Source organism: Streptomyces sp. NBC_01431, from assembly GCF_036231355.1.
In the GTDB taxonomy this organism is placed as follows: domain Bacteria; phylum Actinomycetota; class Actinomycetes; order Streptomycetales; family Streptomycetaceae; genus Streptomyces.
On sequence record NZ_CP109497.1, the window covers coordinates 114,537 to 133,944 of the forward strand.

Consider the following 19,408-nt stretch of genomic DNA (forward strand, 5'->3'; position numbering starts at 1 on the left):
GTACGGGGCGGGGCGGGACCCTGTGCCGGTCCGGCCCCGCACCGCGGAAGGTGGTGTCGGCTAGGCCTCCAGCGGCAGCCGCTCCGAGGCGAAGGCCGGGACGCTCCGTACCGGAACCGGCGCGGCCACCAGGTGCGGATCCACGATCAGGCGCGTCACCCCCAGCGGCTCGGCCAGCGCCCGAAGCGTCGGCTCGGCGAGTTCGACGCAGGCCTGGTCGTCACCCAGCGCCATGGCCAGCCGGGCCCGCGATGTGAAGCCGACGACGGCGCGGCCACCCATCGGGGTCTGGAAGAGCCTGACGAGGTGGCCGCGCCTGCGCCGCCGGACGGGGACGAACAGCCGTCCGGCGGGGGCGCGTCGGGGTCCGGCGCCGTGCCTGGGTTCCATGGGTTCCTCCGTAAGGTGGTCGGCGGTCCGGGAGGAGCCGGCGGTGGCTCCTGGATCCGCCCGGATCGGAGTACGGGACGTCGCGGACGAACATGTGCCGGACCGGGACGACGACGCGGCTGCGCGGAGTGAGCGGCTCCCGATGTCGTCCGCTTCGGCTATGGGAGGTCAAATCCCTTTGGCGCTCGGCCAGTTGACCGTCCCGGCGGATCGGCTCAGGGGGCCAGGTGGCCGGGCGGCCGGTGCGCGCCTCGGTCGGCACGTGGCATGGAGTCCCGCTGACCGGCGCGGCCGGTTCGGTCGGCGTCCGCGGGCCGTGCTCGCCGATGGCCGCCTCAAGGGCGGCCCCGACGGGGGCCGCCCTCAAGGACCGCGGCGAAGGCTGTGGGCACATCCCGGCCATCACCGCCCCGGCCGGTCAGGCCACCCGGTCATCGTGCGCCGCCGCCGGGCCACCCCGCAGGACCACGCCCCCCGGCCCCTCCACGTGCTTCTCCCCCAGCATCACCGTGCCCGCTTCGGCCCCGGTCACCGACGCGACGGCGGGAGCGGACCCGGGCGGTTCGGCCACCAGTCGGCGAAGCCGGGCGAGGGCCTCCTCGCGGCGGGCGGCCGGCTCGTGCTCGGCGCACTCGGCGGCGTAGATGCCGATGAGGCAGTGGAAGCGGTACTGGTGGCCCGGCCCCTCCTCCAGCAGATGGTTGGCGGCCAGGACCGACAGCAGCCGACGGGCGGTGGCGCGGTCCGTTCCCGCCAGCGTCGCGGCGATCTCCACCGTCAACGGGCCGTCGTACAGGCCCAGATGACGGAACATCCGGGCCGCGTCCGCGGGCAGCGCCTGGTACGACGCGTCGAAGACGCCCCGCACGCTGGCCGACGCATCGTCCTTCACCATGAGCTGGTCGAGCCGGCCGCGTTCAGCCGCGTACGGCTCGACCAGCGCGCTCAGCGGCACACCCGGGTTGGCCGCGAGCCGCTCGGCGACGATGCGCAGCGCCAACGGCAGCCCTCCGCACTGTGTCACCAGGCGCGCGGTGGCCGCGCGCTGCCCGTGGAGTCGTCCCCCGCTGAGCTCGGCCAGCAGCTGCGTCGACTCGTTCTCGTCCAGCGGCCCGATGGTGACGAGGTGCGCGCCGTCGCGCGCCGCGAGCCCGCTGAAACGCTGCCGGCTCGTGGCCAGGACACAGGACGAGCCCCGGGGTATCAGCGGCCGCAGTTGGTCGGGGCTGTACGCGTCGTCGAGCACCACCAGCATCTTCTGGCCGTGCAGCAGACTGCGGTAGAGGGTGGCGCGCGCGGCGAGGCCCGCGGGCATCCGCGAGTCGTCCACTCCCAGGCTGCCCAGGAGCTGCCCGAGTGCGTCCGCGGCACTCACCGTGCGGCCCTCCGGTCCGGTGCCCCGCAGGTCCACGTACAACTGGCCGTCGGGGAACCGGTCGATGAGCCGATGTGCCAGCTGGAGGACGAACGCCGACTTGCCCACCCCGGCCGGACCGTCGACCACCGCCACCGGTGTCGATGCACCCCCGCGGGCGCTCTCACCGCTCACCACGTCTTCCAGCCACGCCAGCTCCTTGACCCGGCCCACGAACCCGCGTGCCAGCGAAGGGAGTTGGACGGGTTTGGGCGCGGCCTGGAGCCTGGCGTGCCGGCCCGCGAGCAGAACGGGTGCGGGGTCCGCGCCGGGCGAGCGCGGCTCGGGACGTCCGGACAGGATCTGCTGGTAGAGGTGGCGCAGATCGACGCCGGGTTCTATGCCCAGTTCCCTGCGCAGCAGCTCCCGGGTCTCCTCGTACAGGCGCAGGGCGTGGGCCTGCCGGCCGCCCCGGTACAGCGCGACGATCAGCAGCCAGCGCAACCGCTCCCGCAGCGGCTCCTCCGCCACAGCGCTGGTCAGTTCGGTCACCAGCTCGGCGTGACGTCCCACCGCCAGCATGTCGACGGCCCACTCCTCGACAGCCGTCAGCCGCAGGTCCCGCAGCCGGGCGCGCTCCATCACCGCGAAGGGGCCGGGGACCGCGTGCAGTGCCTCGCCCTGCCAGCACGACAGGGCCTTCTCGTACAGCCGCAGGGTCGCCTCGGTCGTGGTCTCCCCCCGTGACGTGCGCGCCTCGCCGAGGCGCCGGGCGAAGAGCGTGGCGTCCACGGCCGCGGGGTCCATCCGCAGGCAGTACCCGCCGGACTCGCTGCTGAGCACGGCGCCGGCGGCTCGTCTGCCGCGGCCGGGCTCCAGGGCCCGGCGCAGGCCTGCCACATAGGTGTGCACGCCGTTCGCGGCCGTCTGCGGGGCCACACTGCCCCACACGGCGTCCACCACGTTCTCGACGCCCACCACGTCACCGGCCCGGCTCGCGAGCAGGCCGAGCACGGCCCGCTGCTTGGGCGGGCCCAGGGCCACCTCCACGCCGTTCCGCCAGGTGCGCACCGGCCCCAGGAGCTGTATGCGCAGGGGTGCTCCAGCGGTCGCCATGGGTGATTCGCCTCCTGAATGATCTGCACAAACAAGAAGTAGAGGAAGCGCCGTCGCGTCTCGACACTGAGACAGCGTCACGAGAAATGGTTCTTCATGAACGCACGCCAACGCAACGGAGAAATTTCGATGGACCGACGGTTGCACTCACTCGTCGGCGCCAAATCGTGTCCGGCGGGAGGGAGTTATCGGATGAACACCCATGTGAGGCTCACTGAGCACGTTTCCACCTCTCCATTATTGAAAGGCGTACGCGAAAATTACCAGTAAAGGCGTGGCAGCTCAATATCGGCCGCTGCGCCGGAGCCGCATCCGACGGAATGAATGAAGGATGACATCCGTTTGTTTACGCGCTCACGGAGATGACGGGCCGTGCGGGACCACCCGCGAACATCGTGCGGCTCGGCCATCCTCACGCACGTGTTCAAGTGCTCGCTCTGGGCAGTTGAACATCAGCGCGGGCGGCGCCCGGGGGCCACCAGGGCGGCCGGACCCGGCTGCTAGGTTTGACCGATGGCAGCCCTGACACGTTCCAGCGAATCCGGCCGCCGTACGCTCGGGGCCTTCGTCAGATCACGGCGCGAGCGCCTGTCTCCCGACGACGTGGGGATCTCCGACTCCTCGCGCCGGCGCACACCCGGGCTGCGCCGTGAGGAAGTGGCCGCGCTGTCCGGGGTGAGCCTCAGCTGGTACACGTGGCTGGAGCAGGGCCGGGACATCAAGGTCTCCCGCCAGGTACTCGCCTCCCTCTCGCGGGCCCTCAGGCTCTCCGCGCCGGAGATCCGGCACCTGTACCGGCTCGGTGACGAGCTGCCCCCGGACGTCGGGGATCCGCGCGGCTGCCCCGAACGGGACGAGCAACTCGACGCCATGCTGCGGGCGTTGGAACCCAACCCCGCGGTGCTGCTCGACCACCACTGGGACGTCATCGCCTGGAACCGGGCGGAGGCGGGCCTGTTCACGGACTTCGGTGCGCTGCCCGTCGAGCGCCGCAACATGCTCTGGGTCATCTTCGCCTGGCCGCCCGCGCGTTTTCTGATGACGGACTGGGAGGCCCAGGCCGGCCAGGTGCTGGCCCAGTTCCGCATGCGCGCCGACGAGGAACCCGGCGATCCGCGCTTCGCGGCGGTCGTCGCCGACCTGCTGGCCGCGGCACCCGACTTCGCCCGCTTCTGGCAGCGGCATGAGGTCGCCGACTACCGGGCCGTCAACAAGCACTTCACGCACCCGAGGGCGGGCCGTCTCACGTTGCGCCAGTCGAAGCTGATCGCCGCCGACGACCCCCGCCTCCACCTGCTGGCCCGCTTCCCGGCCGACGAGGGGACGAAGGACGCCCTCGCCCTGCTCGTGGAGGAGTAGGGGCGCGCCGCCGTTTCGCGTACGCCCCGCAAAGGTGCCGGCCCCCACGACCGGGTGCGGTCGTGGGGGCCGAGGGGAGATGCGGGCTCACTGCTCGTGCAGGAACTCCCGGATCGGGTAGCCGACATGGCGCTGGTCGGTGAGCGCGTAGCCGAGGATGACGTCGCCCGGCTTCAGCTCGGTGATGTTGTGGACGCTGCCGCCGGGGCCGAGCACCCGCACGTGCCAGTCGTCCTGGCAGATCACGTTCACCTTGCCGCCCGAGGGCGACTCCGCCTCGATCAGGAGCATCGGGCGGCTCTCCATCTTGATGCGGCCGACCACGACGCGCCGGGTGTTGCCGTCGGTGTCGACGGCCAGCAGCTCGGAGCCGGAGCGCAGTTCGGCGAGGTAGCGCGTCCGGTTGGCCGGCGTGAGGCTGTAGGAGTGCAGCGCGGCCGCGTTCACCCGGAAGGGGCGGGTCGGCATGTAGGGAAGCGGGTGCGTCTCGCTGCTCACGAGGATCATGCCCGTGGCGTGCGAGCCGACCAGGATGCCCTCGTTCTGCTTGAAGTGGGAGCAGGTGTCGACGCACACCCGGTCGCCCAGGCCCACGTGGGCGAGCCCGGTCACCGTCAGCTCCTCCAACTTCAGCTGCTCGGTGCCCTCCTGGACGATCTCGGTCAGGGTGGTCGCCTCACCCACCGCGGTGGGCTTGAGCATGATGCCCTCGGGACCGCGCTCAAGGACGGTGAGCGTGATCTCGGCGTCCTCCAGGTCGGTGACCACCGTGATCAGCTTGCCCTCGGCCTTGTCCGTGGCGCCCAGCAGGATCTCCAGCGGGATCTTGCTGGGGTCCTGAAGGAACTCCACCACCGTCCACGCCGCCGTGGACGCGACCGAGCAGGCCACCGCCAGCGACTCCTCGCCGGTGACGGTGACGAAGACGCCCTTCTCCGCGTTGGGCGAGGCCGGCTCGTACTTCTTGGCCAGGGTGTGGTCGACGATCAGGATGTCGGCGGTCTCCGCCAGCTTCGCGGCCGCCGGCTGCGGGGTGTCCGCGAGTATGAGGCCGACCTTGCTCTTGTTCGGCGGAATCGTGGCCAGCAGCTCCGGGTCGTCGGAGACGAATCCGTCGATGCCGACGTGCACGGCCTCCTCGATCACGGTGGCGGTGAGATCCTTCAGCCCGCGGACGTCGATCCAGGTGAGCTTCACAGCGAACTCCTCATTGGTATTCGGGTCAGGTCTGGGCGGGTGTGGGAGAGGCGGCCGCCAGCGCCCGGTCGGGGCGTACGGGGGCACGGGTGGGGATGTCGTCGCCGCCGGTACAGTCGACGGACGGCAGGTGCAGGGCGTCGGCGACCAGGCGCACGGTGCCGGCGACATCGGGCGAGGCCCAGACGTTGCGGCCCATGGCGACGCCGAGCGCGCCCGAGGCCACGACGTCACTGACGGTCTGGGTCAGCTGCCGGCCGCCCACCGGGGCACCGCCCGCGGTGATGATGCCGATCGGGCAACTGCGCACCACCTCGGCCATCGTGACCGGTGAGCCGGTGTAGGGCACCTTCGCGATGTCCGCGCCGAGGTCGGCGGCGAGGTTCGCGGCGTGCGCCACCAGGTCGGGGTCCGTCGGATTGCTCATCCGCGGCCCGCGCGGATAGACCATCGCGATGAGCGGCAGGCCCCAGCGGGTGCAGCCGTCGGCGGCCCTGGCCAGGTCGCCCAGCTGCTCGGCCTCGGTGTCGGAGCCCATGTTGATGTGGATGCTGACGGCGTCGGCCCCAAGCTCCAGCGCCTCCTCGACCTCGGCGAGGCGGACCTTGGCGTTGGCGTCGGGGGCGTGCCGTGTGATGCCGTTCAGATGGAGCACCAGTGCCGTGCCACGCAGTACGTCCGCCGGCAGGAACCGCATGCGGCCCTTGTGCACCAGCAGGGCGTCCCCGCCGTTGCGCGAAACCGCGAGGGCGATGTCGCGAACGGCCGGAGCGGAGGCGATCGGGCCGTCGGCGACCGAGTGGTCAAGCGGCACCACGAAGGTCCGGCCGGACACCGGATTGATGAGGCGGCTCAGCCGCAGACTTTTTCCCGGGGAATGGTGGACCACTTCCATGGAGATTCCTCTCACGCCGGACGCAACCACCCTGGCGCATCCCGGCCGTGCCGGCAGATGGATGGGAGATCGTCCCAGAACTGCGGCGGAAGGCCTGATCGACGGGACTCGGCACATCGAAGTCGTAAAGGTTCGGCCATGTCAAGTGTCCATCGATGCCTATGAGTTGGGTGCCGAACCGCGATTGACAGGGCGTACGGCGACCGTATCGTTGAGCCTTGTCGAATCGCGCTGCACCAGCCGGTCCTCCCCTCTCACTGATGGGCGGACCACCGTAATACGTCCGTCCTCGCGGGCGGACTTTTCTCGGCCGCGGATTGAATATCGACTTGCGCGCGACGCCCACTGATATCTACAGGAGAGCTCAATGAGTGCTTTTCCGCAGAACTATTGGTATGTCGCTGCCTGGAGCAAGGAAGTGGGCAGGAAGCTCCTCAGCCGGACGATCTGCGGCGAGCCGGTCGTGTTCTACCGGAGCCGCGACGGACAGCCGGTGGCCCTGGCGGACCGCTGTGTGCACCGCCGTTACCCGCTCTCGCTCGGCAAGCTCCAGGACGACTCCATCGAGTGCGGCTACCACGGCTTCGTCTTCGACTGCTCCGGGACCTGCACCTTCGTGCCCGGCCAGGACCGGGTTCCGCGCACCGCGCGGGTGCCGCGCTACCAGGTGGTGGAGCGGGACAAGTGGATCTGGATCTGGATCGGCGACCAGAGCAAGGCCGACCCGGCGCTGGTGCCGGACGCGCACTGGCTGGACGACCCCGAGTGGGCATCGGTCGAGGACATGGCGTACTCGCCGTTCCGGTACAGCCTGCTGATGGACAACCTCATGGACCTGTCCCACGAGACGTATCTGCACGCGGGGCTGATCGGCACGCCGGAGATCGCCCGGACGCCGTTCACCACCCACGTCGACAACGCGCGCAACCGGGTCACCTTCTCGCGCCACATGGAGGCCGTGGCGTGCCCGCCCTTCTACGAGAAGACCACCGGCTACACCACGCCGATCGACCGCTGGCAGGACGTGGCGTTCCAGCCGCCCGCGTTCTGGGTGAACAACGTGCGGGTCGCGCCGCAGGGAACACCGGTCGGCCCGAACGGGGACGAGGGCGGCGCCCACGTCAAGATCGTGCACGGGCTCACCCCGGAGACCGAGAACAGCACGTGGGACTTCTGGGCGGTGGTCCGCGACTTCGCGCTGGACGACGACTCCGTCAGCGACGCACTCCTGACGATGAATCAGGAAGTGGTCCAGCAGGACCTGGACGCCCTGACCGTCCTTGAGCAGGTGGTGGCCAACGAGCCGCCGGGGACGCAGGAGCTGAGCGTCGAGATCGACGCGGGCGGCCTGGCCGCGCGCGCGATGCTCCGCAAGATCAACCCGTAACCGTCCGCACCGAGCCCGGGGGGGCAAGACAATGGCTCGCGACACGTTCGAGGTCCTGATCCGCGAGCGGACCGAACTCGCTGCGGGCGTACTGGGTCTGGAGCTGGCGGCACCCGACGGTGGCCGACTGCCCAGCGCGGAGCCCGGAGCCCACATCGACCTGGTGCTTCCCTCGGGGCTCGTGCGGCAGTTCTCCCTGTGCACCCCCGAGGGCCGGCCCGGCACCTGGCGCATCGCCGTCCTGCGCGAGCCGAACGGCCGCGGCGGATCGATCGAGGTGCACGACAGGCTCGAAGTGAACACGCGGCTGCGCGTCGCCGGCCCCCGTAACCGCTTCCCGCTGCTGCCCGCCGAGGACGTGCTGTTCATCGCGGGCGGCATCGGCATCACCCCACTGCTGCCGATGCTCGCCGAGGCCGAAGGCCGGGGCACCCGCTGGCGGCTGGTCTACGGCGGCCGGACCAGGGCGTCCATGGCCTTTCTGCCCGAGCTGGCCCGCTACGGCGCTCGCGTCACGGTCGTGCCGCAGGACGAGTACGGGCTGCTCGATCTCCAGGGGACGCTGTCCGAGGTGCCGGCCGGCGGCCGCGTCTACTGCTGCGGTCCCGAACCGCTGCTCCGGGCGGTGCAGGAGCGCTGCGCCGCGCTGCCCCGACTGACCCTGCACACCGAGCGGTTCGCCCCCTCGGCGTCCGACGCCGACGGCCCCGAGCGGACGGACACGGATTTCGAGGCCGTGCTCAAGCGCAGTGGCCGGACGGTCCCCGTGCCCGCCGGGACCTCGGTGCTCAACGCGCTGCGCGAGGCGGGTGTGGCGGTCCTGGCCTCCTGCGAGGAGGGCACCTGCGGCACCTGCGAAACCACCGTGCTGGAGGGCACACCGGAGCACCGCGACAGCCTCCTCACTCAGGAGGAACGCGCGGCCGGCGACCTGATGCTCATCTGCGTCTCCCGCTGCCGCGGCCCCCGGCTGGTCCTCGATCTCTGACCGCTTCGCATCCCCCACACCCCCGCGTCCCCGCTCGACGGCCCACCGCCCCCGGTCGCACCTGGAGAACACCGATGTCGCACCCCTCGTCCTGGGACGGCCTCATCGAGGACGCGTTCCTCGAACAGGTCCGGGCCCGCCCGTCGGCCACGGCCCTGGTCGCGGGCCCCCTCGTCCTGACCTACCGGCAGCTGTACGAGCGTGCGGCGGGCGTCGCCGCCGGGCTGCGCCGCGCCGGTGTGCGGCGCGAGACCCTGGTCGGCCTCGCCTTCGACCGCTCGGCCGACTCGATCGTGGCCCTGCTCGGCATCGTCCTCGCGGGCGGCGCGTACGTCCCGATCGATCCGGCGTATCCCGATCGCCGGGTCCGCCAGATCTCGGAGACGGCCGCGCTGCGCCTGGTGGTGTGCCCGGAGCCGGTGCGCGAGCGGTTCACCGCGCCAAGTCCCGTGCGAACGTACGGAGTTGACGAGCTGCTCGGCCTCGGCGGCGCACCCAGGGAGGTGGCGCCGCTCCACCGGGAGCCGCGCGCCGGGCACTCTCCGCTGGCCTATGTGATGTTCACGTCCGGCAGCACCGGACGCCCCAAGGGTGTGATGGTCGAGCACCGTGGCGTACTGCGCCTGGTCAAGGACACCGACTACGTCGACCTGTCGCCGGCGCAGCGCATGCTCCAGGCCGCCTCGCTCGCCTTCGACGCGGCGACGTTCGAGATCTGGGGCGCGCTGCTGAACGGCGCGTCGCTGCACGTCGTCGACCACGAGACGGCCGTGGTGCCGTGGCGCTTCGCGCAGGTGATCCGGGAGCAGGGCGTGACCGTCGCCTGGGCCACCGCGCCGCTGTTCCACCGCATCGCCCAGGAGGACCCGACGGCCTTCGGCCCGCTGGTCACTGTGCTGACCGGCGGCGACGTGGTGTCCCCCGGCCATGTGCGGCGGGTCCGCGAGGCCAACCCCTCGCTCACCGTCGTCAACGGCTACGGCCCGACCGAGAACACCACCTTCACCACCACGTTCCCCGTTCACGGGCACACCGAGGGCCCGCTGCCGATCGGCCGGCCGATTCCCGGCACGACGGTGCGCGTCTGCGACGAGCAGGGCCGCCCGGTGCCCGCCGGATGCGTCGGCGAGCTGTACACCGGCGGCGTCGGAGTGGCCCGCGGCTATCTGGCCGACCCCGATCTCACGGCGCGGAAGTTCGTCCTGCTGGACGGAGAACGCCACTACCGCACCGGCGACATGGTGCACGCCACCGAGGACGGGCTGCTGCACTTCCACGGCCGCCAGGACGACCAGGTCAAGATCCGCGGCCATCTCGTGGAGCTCGCCGAGGTCAACGCCGCCTTGCGGGCGGTACCGGGCGTGGCCGACGCGCACACCCGCGTCGTCGGCGAGGCGGGCGAGGAGCGCTCGCTGGCCGCGTACGTGGTGGCACCCGGCATCGAGACCGCGGCGCTGCGGCGCACACTGCGCGAGCGGCTGCCGCAGTACCTGTGCCCGGACCGTTTCGTGCTGCTCGACCGGCTGCCCCTGACGTCGAGCGGCAAGGTGGACTGGCGGTCCCTGCCACCTGCCACGGCCGCCCCGGCGCCGGAGCGCGCGGGCCACGAACTCACCGCCGGACAAGCCCGGTTGGCCGAGCTGTGGGCCGACGTCCTGGACACCGATGCCGCGGGCATCGGCCCGGACTCGGACTTCTTCGAACTCGGCGGCAACTCGCTGCTCCTGGGTGTCCTGATCGGCCGGCTCGCCCGGGAGGGCGTGGTGGTGCGTTACGCGGAGGCGATCGCGACGCCCTCACTCGCCGCGATGGCCGGCACGGTCGCCACCTCTAGCTCCGCCCCGGTGCCGGCCGTCCCCCGCCCGGCACCGGGTGCGGTACCCCTCCACCCGCAGCAGCAGGGTCTGTTCGCGATCTGGCAGGCCGATCCCGAGTCGTTGACGTACAACATCCCGGTGCGCCTGGAGCTGACCGGGCCGGTGGACGCCGAACGGCTGCGAGCGGCGCTGACCACCCTGGTGGCCCGGCACGAGGCGCTGCGGATGCAGTTCACCGTCGACGCCGACGGTGTCAGCCAGGAGCCGGCCCCGCCCGCGGCACCGGAGTTCACGTTTCTGCCCGCGCCGGACGAGGCGGCCGTCGCCGGGTTCGTACGCCCCTTCAGGCCGCACCGTCCCGACGGAACTCCCCTGCTGCGGGCCCTGCTGGTGCGCACCTCGGATCCCGACCGGCACGACCTCCACCTCGACACCCACCACGCGGTATTCGACGGGGTCTCGCTGCGCATCCTGGTCGAGGAGCTGCTGGCCGCGTACGCGGGCGAGCCGCTTCCCGAGCGGCCGGCGGACTACCGGGCGGCGGCGCGGTGGGCCCACGACCGGGCCGCCGACGGGGACGACGCGCCCGACGAGGCTTACTGGCTGCGGCAGTTGGCGGACGTGCCCACCGAGCCGCTGCTTCCGGTGGATCACCCGCGCGGACCGGTCCGGGCCACCCGGGGAGCGGTGGTCAGCGCCGTGCTTGAGGCCGAGCGCTGCGCCGAGGTGCGCGCGGCGGCGCGCCAACACCGCACGACGGCGTTCGGGGTGCTGTTCGCCGGGTGGGCCGCGACGCTGGCCCGGATCTCCGGGCGCCGCGACTTCACCATCGGCACACCCACCAGCGGGCGCGTCCATCCTCATCTCGACGCCGTCGTGGGCATGTTCGTGAACACGGCTTGTCTGCGGGTGCGGCTGGACGACGGCGCGGCCACCCTGGGCGATCTGGTGGCGCAGGCGGACCGGCTGGCCCGCGAGGCGCTCACGCACCAGGGGCCCCCGTTCCCCCAACTGGCACAGCGGCTCGGGGTGTTGCCCGAGCCGGGGCGCAACCCGCTGTTCGACGTGCTGTTCGCGCTCCAGGACATCGACTTCCACGTGGTGCGCCGGGCCGGGCTGACCGCCCGTACCGAACTGGTCAATCCGGGGACCACCCGCTTCGACCTCAACCTCCAGGCGTATCTGCGCCCCGACGCGCTGCGGCTCGACCTGGAGTACGCGACCGACCTCTACGACAGCGCCTCGGCCCAGTGGCTGCTCGACGCGTATCTGGAGGCCGTGACCGAGCTGCTCGACGATCCAGCGGCCCCCGTGATTCGGGCGAGCCGCACGACACCGGCCGCCGACGTCCCGGACTTCGACCTGTGAGGGCCGCCGAAGTGGACACGAAGGGAACCATGAGCACCGCGTTCGAGCTCAGCCGAGCCATCCACACCTTCCCGGAGCAGACCGCGTACTGGTCCGCCCGCCTCGCCGGCTGGGAGCAGCCCACGCTCCTGCCGCGCGACTTCCTGGCGCACGCGGCCGAGCCCTCCCACGACCAGGTCCGGGTGCCGCTCCCCGCCGACTGCGCCGCCCGCTGCCGCACCCTGGTCAAGAACCGGCCCGCACTGGCGCAGGTACTCGTCACGGCCGTCGTCGCGGTGCTGGGTGCCCGAGCCACCGACACCGAGCAGGTGCAGGTGGTGACCGCGCACCGGCCCTCCCCCACGGCAGCCGCCGTCGCCTTCCCGGTGGGTCTGACGATCACCCGGCAGACCACCCCGCGCGAGCTGCTCGCCGCCACCCGGGCCGCGTACCAGGAGGCGACCGCGCACCTGGACGTGCCGGTGGACCACCTGATGCGCACGGAGGGGTACGCGCCCACCGATCTCGCGGCGGGTGTCGACGGGGAACTCTCCGCGGCGCGGGCCGATGACGCCGGGTGCGTGATCAAGGTCGACGTACAACTGAGCGCGCAGGAGCCGCAGTTGGTGCTGCGTCACCGTGCCGACCTGTTCACCGCGGACACCGCGCGGCGGCTGGCCGACGCCTGCGCCCGGCTGCTCGACGCGGTCACCCGCGACCCGGACGCTCCGCTGGCAGACCTCCTCGACGCCGCCCCCGCCGAGAGCGCCGCGATCGCCGGATTCAACGCCACCGCCCACGACTTCCCCGACGGCGTACCGCTCCACCACTTCCTGGAGCGGCGGGCGGCCGAGACTCCGCAGCTGGTCGCGATACGCGACGACGGCACCACGTACGCGGAACTGGACCGGCGTGCCAACCAGCTCGCGCACCGGCTGCGCGCCGCGGGCGTCGGGCCCGGCACGGTCGTCGGTGTGTGCCTGACGCGCTCACCGATCACCCTCACCGCGATCTACGCGGTGCTGAAGGCGGGCGGGGCCTACCTCCCGATCGACCCGACGCTGCCCGCCAACCGCGTCGCCTACATGCTGGAGCACAGCCGCACGGACATCGTCATCGGCGACGCCACGACGCGGGACGCACTTCCGGCCACCAAGACGTTCCTCGACGTGAGCGAACCGGGCGCCTTCGACGGCGACTTGGCCGCCCCCGAGGGCGGCGCGGGGCCGGACGACCTGTGCTACGTCATCTACACCTCCGGCTCCACCGGCCGCCCCAAGGGGGTCATGCTGGAGCACCGGGCCGTCGTCAACCGGCTGGTGTGGATGCAGCGCGCGTATCCGCTGACCACCGATGACGTGATCCTGCACAAGACGCCGTTCACCTTCGACGTCTCGGTGTGGGAGATCTTCTGGTGGACGCTCGCCGGGGCGTCCGTCTGCACCCTCGCCTCGGGCGCGGAGAAGGACCCCGCGGCGCTGGTCGCCCGGATCGGCGAACACCGCGCCACCGTCATGCACTTCGTTCCGTCGATGCTCCAGGTGTTCCTCCAGTACGTGGGCCACAGCACCGGCGCGCTGGCATCGCTGCGCCGGGTGTTCGCAAGCGGCGAGGCCCTCGGCACGTCACACGCCGTCCGCTTCGCCGAGCTGCTGACCGGCCCGCTCGGCGTCGAGCTCGTCAACCTGTACGGCCCGACCGAGGCGGCCGTCGACGTCACGTACTTCCCGTGCGCGGCCCTGGATGCGCGGTTCCCCGTACCGTTGGGGCGTCCGATCGACAACATCGTCCTGAGGGTGCGCACCCGCGCCGGCACCACCGCTCCGATCGGGACCCCGGGCGAGCTGTGCATCGGCGGAGCCGGGCTGGCCCGCGGATATCTGAGCGCTCCGGAGCTGACCGCCGAACGGTTCGTCGACGACCCGCGGCTGCCGGGCGGGCGCGGCTATCGCACCGGTGACCTGGCCCGCTGGCTGCCGGACGGGACGCTGGAATACCTGGGCCGGATCGACACCCAGGTCAAGATCCGCGGCTACCGCATCGAGACCGCGGAGATCGAGCACGTCGCCGAGTCCACGCCCGGTGTCGCCGCCTGCGCCGTCCTCGCGCTCGACGACGGCACGGACCGCAGCCTGTGCGCGTACGTGGTGCCCGGCACGGGCTACGACGAGGCGACGGTGCGCGACCGGCTCGCGGCCGAACTGCCCGCGTACATGGTCCCGCAGTTCGTCGTCGCCCTGCCCGCCATCCCCACCACCCACAACGGCAAGCGCGACGTCAAAGCCTTCCCGCCGCCGCCCCGGACCACCGCCGAAAGCTCGGGAGACGCTCCGACGAGCCCGGTCGCGGTCCGCCTCGCGGAGATCTGGGCGCGCGTGCTGGGTGTGGAGAGCATCGGCATGGAGGACAACTTCTTCGCCCTGGGCGGGGATTCGATCAAGATCGTGCGGGTGCTGGCCGAGGCGCAGCACAGCGGGCTCGACTTCTCCTTCCAGGATCTGTTCGCCCATCCCACGCTCGCCGGGCTGGAGCCGCGCGTACGCCAGGGCACTTCGGACGCCGAGGCGGTCGAGGAGGCGAGCCTGCTCGACCCCGACGACGCCCGCCGGCTGCCGCCGGACGCCGAGGCCGCCTATCCCCTGTCCGCGTTGCAGGCCGGTCTGCTGTACGAGGTGGAGCTGACCGGAAACCGGCCCGGCCTCTACCACGACGTCGTCAGTTTCCGCATTGACGAACCCGTCGTCCTGGACGCCTTCCGGGCCGCGGCCGCCGCGGTCGCCGCCCGCCATCCGATGCTGCGCACCTCGCTGCACGTCTCCGGCTACCGCGAGCCGCTGCAAATCGTGCACGCCGACACGCCTGACCTGGTCGAGGTCACGGACCTGTCGGAACTGGACGAGGCAGCACAGGAAAGGGAACTGGCCGCCTTCTACGACGATGAACTGGCCCGCGGCTTCAGCCCCGAAGACGGCGGCCTGGTGCGCGTCCGGCTGCATCTGCTGGGCGAGCGCGGCTACCAGTACAGCCTCAGCTACCACGCGGCCGCGCTGGACGGGTGGAGCGTCAGCGTGGTCCACCACGACCTGTTCGCCGCCTACTTGGCGCTGCGCGCGGGCAGGGCTCCCGAGTTCGCCCCGTTGAGCTCCGACTACCAGGGATTCGTACGCCTGGAGCGCGCCGCGGTGGCATCGGCGGACAGCCGTGACTTCTGGCAGGGCCTGCTCGACGACCACGAGGGTGCCCGGCTGCCGCGGTACCCCTTCGACCCGGCGGGCGCCCGCGGCGTGGCCATGCACGACGTCGCGCTGGACGGCCCGGTCCCGGCCGCGGTCGAGCGCGTCGCCGAGCGGCTGAACGTGCCGGTGAAGTCGGTCCTGATGGCGGCGCACGTGGCGGTCCTCGTCTTCGTCACCGGCTCCGGCGACGTGCTGACCGGCTACGAGCACAGCGGTCGGCCGGAGGTCGTCGGGGGCGACCGGATCGCCGGTCTGTTCCTCAACTCGGTGCCGTTCCGGGTCCGCCTCACCGACGGCAGCTGGGCCGATCTGGTGCGGGAGGTGTACCGCGCGGAAACGGAACTGCTGCCCCACCGGCGCTACCCGATGGGCGAGATGAAGCGCGTGCGGCAGGTCCAGGAGCCCTTGTTCGAGGCCGTCTTCAACTTCACCCACTTCCACGTGCTGGACGATCTGCGCCGCGACCACGGGCTGCGCCTGGAACGCAGCCGGGTCGCCAGCGAGACGGAGTTCCCCTTCCGCGCCGAGTTCTGGCAGGACGCCTTCAGCGGCGAGGTCGCGCTGTCGCTGCACTACCACCGCGACGTGTTCCCGCCCGAGCAGATCGAGCGGATCGCCGGCTACTACCGGCGCGCCCTGGAGCTGCTGACCACGGAGCCCGAGTCCGCGCACCGCGGTGCGACGCTGATGGGCGACGACGAGCTGGAACTGCTCACGGAGCGGCTGGCCGGACCCGCGCGGGAGCTGCCCAGCGGCGGAGTGCTCGGCCTTTTCGCCGCACAGGTCGCGGCCCGGCCCGACGAGATCGCCGTACGCCACCGCGCGACCTCGCTGACCTACCGCGAACTGGACGCCGCCTCCGCCCACTTGGCTGCCCGACTGCACGCGGCGGGGGTGCGGGCGGGTGACGTGGTCGCCACCCCGATGGACCGCGGAGTTCCGTGGGCGGTGAGCGTCCTGGCCCTGCTGCGGCTCGGCGCGGTCTACCTGCCCCAGGAGCCGACCGATCCGGCGGCTCGGCTGCGCGCCATGCTGGCGCGGTCCGCGTGCCGGCACGTACTCACCGGCGCCGGACACCGGGACACGCTGGTGAGCCGGCTGGCCGGTGACGGCGAAGACGCTCCCGCGGTGCTCTGCTACGAGGAGCTCATCGCCGAGCCGGCCGGGCGGTCCACACCCGGCGCGCCTCCCGGCCCCGGATCCCCGGCCTACCTGATCTTCACGTCCGGTTCGACCGGTGAGCCCAAGGGCGCGCTGATCCACCACGAGGGCATGCTCAACCACCTGCTCGCCAAGATCGACGATCTGGGGATGGGCCCCTCGGACGTGGTGGCGCAGGTGGCCACCCAGTGCTTCGACATCTCCGTGTGGCAGCTGCTCTCAGCCTGGCTGGTGGGCGGCCGTACGGTCGTCTTCGACGCCGAACTCGTCACCGATCTGCCCGGTTTCGCCCGTGCCCTTGAGGACGAGGCCGTCAGCGTCCTGGAGGTCGTGCCCTCGTTCCTGGACGCGCTGCTCGGCGAACTCGACGACCGTCCGCGGGCATTGTCCGCGCTGCGCTGGAACCTGGTCACCGGCGAGGCCTTCCCGCCCGCGCTGACCCACGGCTGGTTCGAGCGCTACGACGTGCCGATGGTCAACGCCTATGGGCCGACCGAGACTTCGGACGACGTCACCCACCACGTGCTGACCGGTCCGGCGACCGGGGAGCGCGTACCGGTGGGCCGACCCATCGCCAACACCAACATCCACATCGTCGACGCCGAGGGCCGGCACGTTCCGTTCGGCACCTACGGCGAGATCCTGGTGACGGGCACGGGCGTCGGGCTCGGCTACCTCAACGACCCCGAGCGCACCGCGCGAGCCTTCGTCCCCAACACCCTCGACGCGCTGTCCTCGACGTCCGGACAGCTCTACCGCACCGGTGACATCGGACGCTGGCTGCCGGGCGGGGTGCTGGACTGCGCCGGGCGGCGCGACCACCAGACGAAGCTGCGGGGCTTCAGGATCGAGCTGAGCGAGGTGGAGGGGGCGCTGGCCGCGGTGCCGGGCGTGGACCACGCCGTGGCACTGGTACGCGGCGACGGCGGCCGGGACCGGCTGGCCGCCTGGTACACGGGCACCGCCGAGCCCGCTCCCCAGGAGCTGTCGGCCGCGCTCGCGCGGATGCTGCCCCGGTACATGCTGCCGGACGTCTTCGAGCGGCTTGAGAGCTTCCCCGTGACGCGGAACGGGAAGGTGGACCGCGCCGCGCTGAGCCGCCGCCCGCTCGCCGACCGGAACCCGGCCGCGGTCGAACCGCCCGCGAACCCCGTGGAGTCGGCGATGGTCGCGGCGTTCGCCGAGATCCTGAGCCTGCCCGCGGACACCGTCTCGGTCACCGCCGGGTTCTTCGACCTCGGCGGCCACTCGCTGGCCGCGATGCGACTCGCGGCCAAGCTGGACGGGGTGACGCTGCGGGACGTGGTGGCCCATCCGACCGCGCGGGCGCTGGCCGAACTGGCCGCCGCCCGTACCGAACCGGCCGGGGCCGAACCGGCCGGGCACGCCCCGGCGGCGGGCCGCAACGCCATCGGTCTCACCGATCTGACCGCGGCCGCCGGTCTTGAGGTCTCCGGACCCCCGGCCACGGTCGTGTGCTTCCCCTTCGCGGGCGGAACGGCCGTCAGCTATCTCGAATTCACCAGGGCGCTGCACCGGGCGGGGGCTCCCGTGCGGGTGCTCTGCGCCGACTTCGGCGACGCCCTGGCCGACGGAGGCGACGCGCGGGAACTGGCCGCCGCGATAGCCGACCGCGCCGAGGGGCCCGTGGTGCTCCTGGGGCACTCGGCGGGTGCCGCACCGGCCCTGGACACCGCGTTCGCGCTCCGCCGTACCGGCCGGGAGCCCGCGCACGTCTTCGTGGTCGCGTCGCTGCCGCGGTCCGACGACCCGGCGGCCTACGACCCCGACGAGGCCCTGCGACGGAGCGACGAGGAGGTGTGGCAGTGGCTCGGGCAGAACACCGGCCTGGACACCGCCGTACTGCCGGCCGCCGGGATGCAGCGGCTCGCCCGGGACTTCCGCCGGGACTCGGCCGCCGCGGCCCGGTCCTGGGCGCGGCTGCTGGCCCTGGTGGGGGACACCGCGCTCGACTGCCCGCTCACGCTGCTGCTCGCCGCGGACGACCCCCTCACCCAGGACCACGAACAGCACGTGCACCGCTGGGCCCGTCTCACCCGCGAGCTCGACCTGAGCATCGTCGGTCACGGCGGCCACCACCTCAACGCGACCCGGCCGGACTTCCTGGCCGAGCGGATAAGAAAGGCGGTCCGCCCGTGAGGGCGCAGGGTGCCTACGAACTGGGAGCGCCACACGCCTTCCTCGAACTGCCGGAATTCGCCGGTGAGTTCACCACCCACCTGAAACTCGAAGGACTCAACCCGGCCGGTTCGATCAAGCTCAAGGCGGCGCGGGCGATGGTCGAGGACGCCGAGGCGGACGGCGTCCTCAAGCGGGGGTCCCGACTGATCGAGTCGACCTCCGGGAACCTCGGGATGGCGCTGGCGTCCGTGTGCGCCGCCAAGGGCTTCCACCTCACGGTGATCACCGATCCGAACGCCAACGAGAACAGCATCCGCTTCATGCGCGCGATGGGAGCGGAGGTGACGGTGGTGACCGAGCAGGACTCCAACGGCGGTTTCCTCCAGACCCGCATCCGCCTGCTCCACCAACTCCTGGCGGAGGACCCGTCGTTGGTGTGGCTCAACCAGTACACGAATCCGGCCAACCCCGGTGCTCACCGCGAAGGCACCGCCGTGGAGATCTTCCAGGGCTTCGGGGAGCCCGACTGGCTGTTCATCGGCACGGGCACCAGCGGCACGCTGATGGGGTGCGTCGAGTACGTACGTGACGCGCGGGCGTCCACCCGCGTCGTGGCCGTGGACACCCTGGGCTCGGTGACCTTCGGCGGGCCGCCGGGGCGGCGGTGGATACCGGGGCTCGGGTCGAGCCGCCGGCCGGAGCTCTTCCGCGACGACGGGTCTTTCGACAAGGTCCTGGTCGAGGAGCGGGACACCGTCATGATGTGCCGTCACGTGGCCAGGACGTACGGCCTGCTGCTCGGCGGCTCCACCGGGACCGTACTGGCCGCGGTGCGGTCCATGCGCGACGTGATCCCGCCCGGCGCCACCGTGCTCGCCATCTCCCCCGACCTGGGCGACCGCTACCTGAACACCGTGTACGACGACGACTGGGTGTGCGACCGCTTCGGGGTGACCGATCTGATCGACATCGAAACCACTGGCATGACAAGGGCACAGGCATGACGAAAGGCGAGGGGA

General features: G+C 71.9%; 10 protein-coding genes. 6 read left to right on the plus strand and 4 right to left on the minus strand.

Going from position 1 to position 19,408, the window contains the following annotated elements; all coding sequences use genetic code 11:
- Positions 1-60: 60 nt before the first annotated feature.
- Together OG522_RS37990 and OG522_RS37995 are read right to left on the minus strand one after the other, a co-directional pair.
- Entirely contained in the window at positions 61-390 is a 330-nt protein-coding gene (locus OG522_RS37990; RefSeq protein WP_329468001.1) for an SAV_915 family protein, read from the minus strand.
- A gap of 418 nt (positions 391-808) precedes the next feature.
- Positions 809-2,860, minus strand: coding sequence for an AfsR/SARP family transcriptional regulator (locus tag OG522_RS37995; protein WP_329468002.1), 2,052 nt, complete (start codon positions 2,858-2,860; stop codon positions 809-811).
- A gap of 513 nt (positions 2,861-3,373) precedes the next feature.
- Between OG522_RS37995 and OG522_RS38000 the strand changes: the two genes are divergently transcribed.
- On the plus strand, positions 3,374-4,219 hold the full coding sequence (locus tag OG522_RS38000) for a helix-turn-helix transcriptional regulator (protein WP_329468003.1): 846 nt from the start codon (positions 3,374-3,376) through the stop codon (positions 4,217-4,219).
- Positions 4,220-4,306: 87 nt separating this feature from the next.
- On the opposite strand, the gene OG522_RS38005 is transcribed toward OG522_RS38000, so the two are convergent.
- Positions 4,307-5,416, minus strand: coding sequence for a 3-dehydroquinate synthase II family protein (locus OG522_RS38005; RefSeq protein WP_329468004.1), 1,110 nt, complete (start codon positions 5,414-5,416; stop codon positions 4,307-4,309).
- Positions 5,417-5,441: 25 nt separating this feature from the next.
- Positions 5,442-6,311 carry a 2-amino-3,7-dideoxy-D-threo-hept-6-ulosonate synthase gene (locus OG522_RS38010; protein WP_329468005.1) on the minus strand — a complete coding sequence of 290 codons (870 nt, stop codon included), beginning with the start codon at positions 6,309-6,311 and terminating at the stop codon, positions 5,442-5,444.
- 367 nt (positions 6,312-6,678) lie between these two features.
- Between OG522_RS38010 and OG522_RS38015 the strand changes: the two genes are divergently transcribed.
- The 5 genes from OG522_RS38015 (at position 6,679) to sbnA (ending at position 19,393) form a co-directional block, all read left to right on the plus strand.
- Positions 6,679-7,698: an aromatic ring-hydroxylating dioxygenase subunit alpha gene (locus OG522_RS38015; protein ID WP_329468006.1), complete on the plus strand. Its 1,020-nt coding sequence runs from the start codon at positions 6,679-6,681 to the stop codon at positions 7,696-7,698.
- A 31-nt stretch (positions 7,699-7,729) separates the two neighbouring features.
- A complete protein-coding gene (locus tag OG522_RS38020; protein ID WP_329468007.1) occupies positions 7,730-8,686 on the plus strand; it encodes a PDR/VanB family oxidoreductase in 957 nt (318 codons plus the stop codon).
- Positions 8,687-8,760: 74 nt separating this feature from the next.
- The gene (locus OG522_RS38025) at positions 8,761-11,871 is read left to right on the plus strand and encodes an amino acid adenylation domain-containing protein (protein WP_329468008.1); all 3,111 of its coding nucleotides are present in this window, start codon (positions 8,761-8,763) and stop codon (positions 11,869-11,871) included.
- A gap of 29 nt (positions 11,872-11,900) precedes the next feature.
- Positions 11,901-18,407, plus strand: a complete 6,507-nt coding sequence (locus tag OG522_RS38030) for a non-ribosomal peptide synthetase (protein ID WP_329468009.1) — start codon at positions 11,901-11,903, stop codon at positions 18,405-18,407.
- Positions 18,404-19,393 (plus strand): 2,3-diaminopropionate biosynthesis protein SbnA, encoded by a 990-nt coding sequence (gene sbnA / locus OG522_RS38035; protein ID WP_329468010.1) that lies wholly within the window; start codon positions 18,404-18,406, stop codon positions 19,391-19,393. Before OG522_RS38030 ends, sbnA begins: the two co-directional genes overlap by 4 nt.
- Positions 19,394-19,408 lie beyond the last annotated feature (15 nt).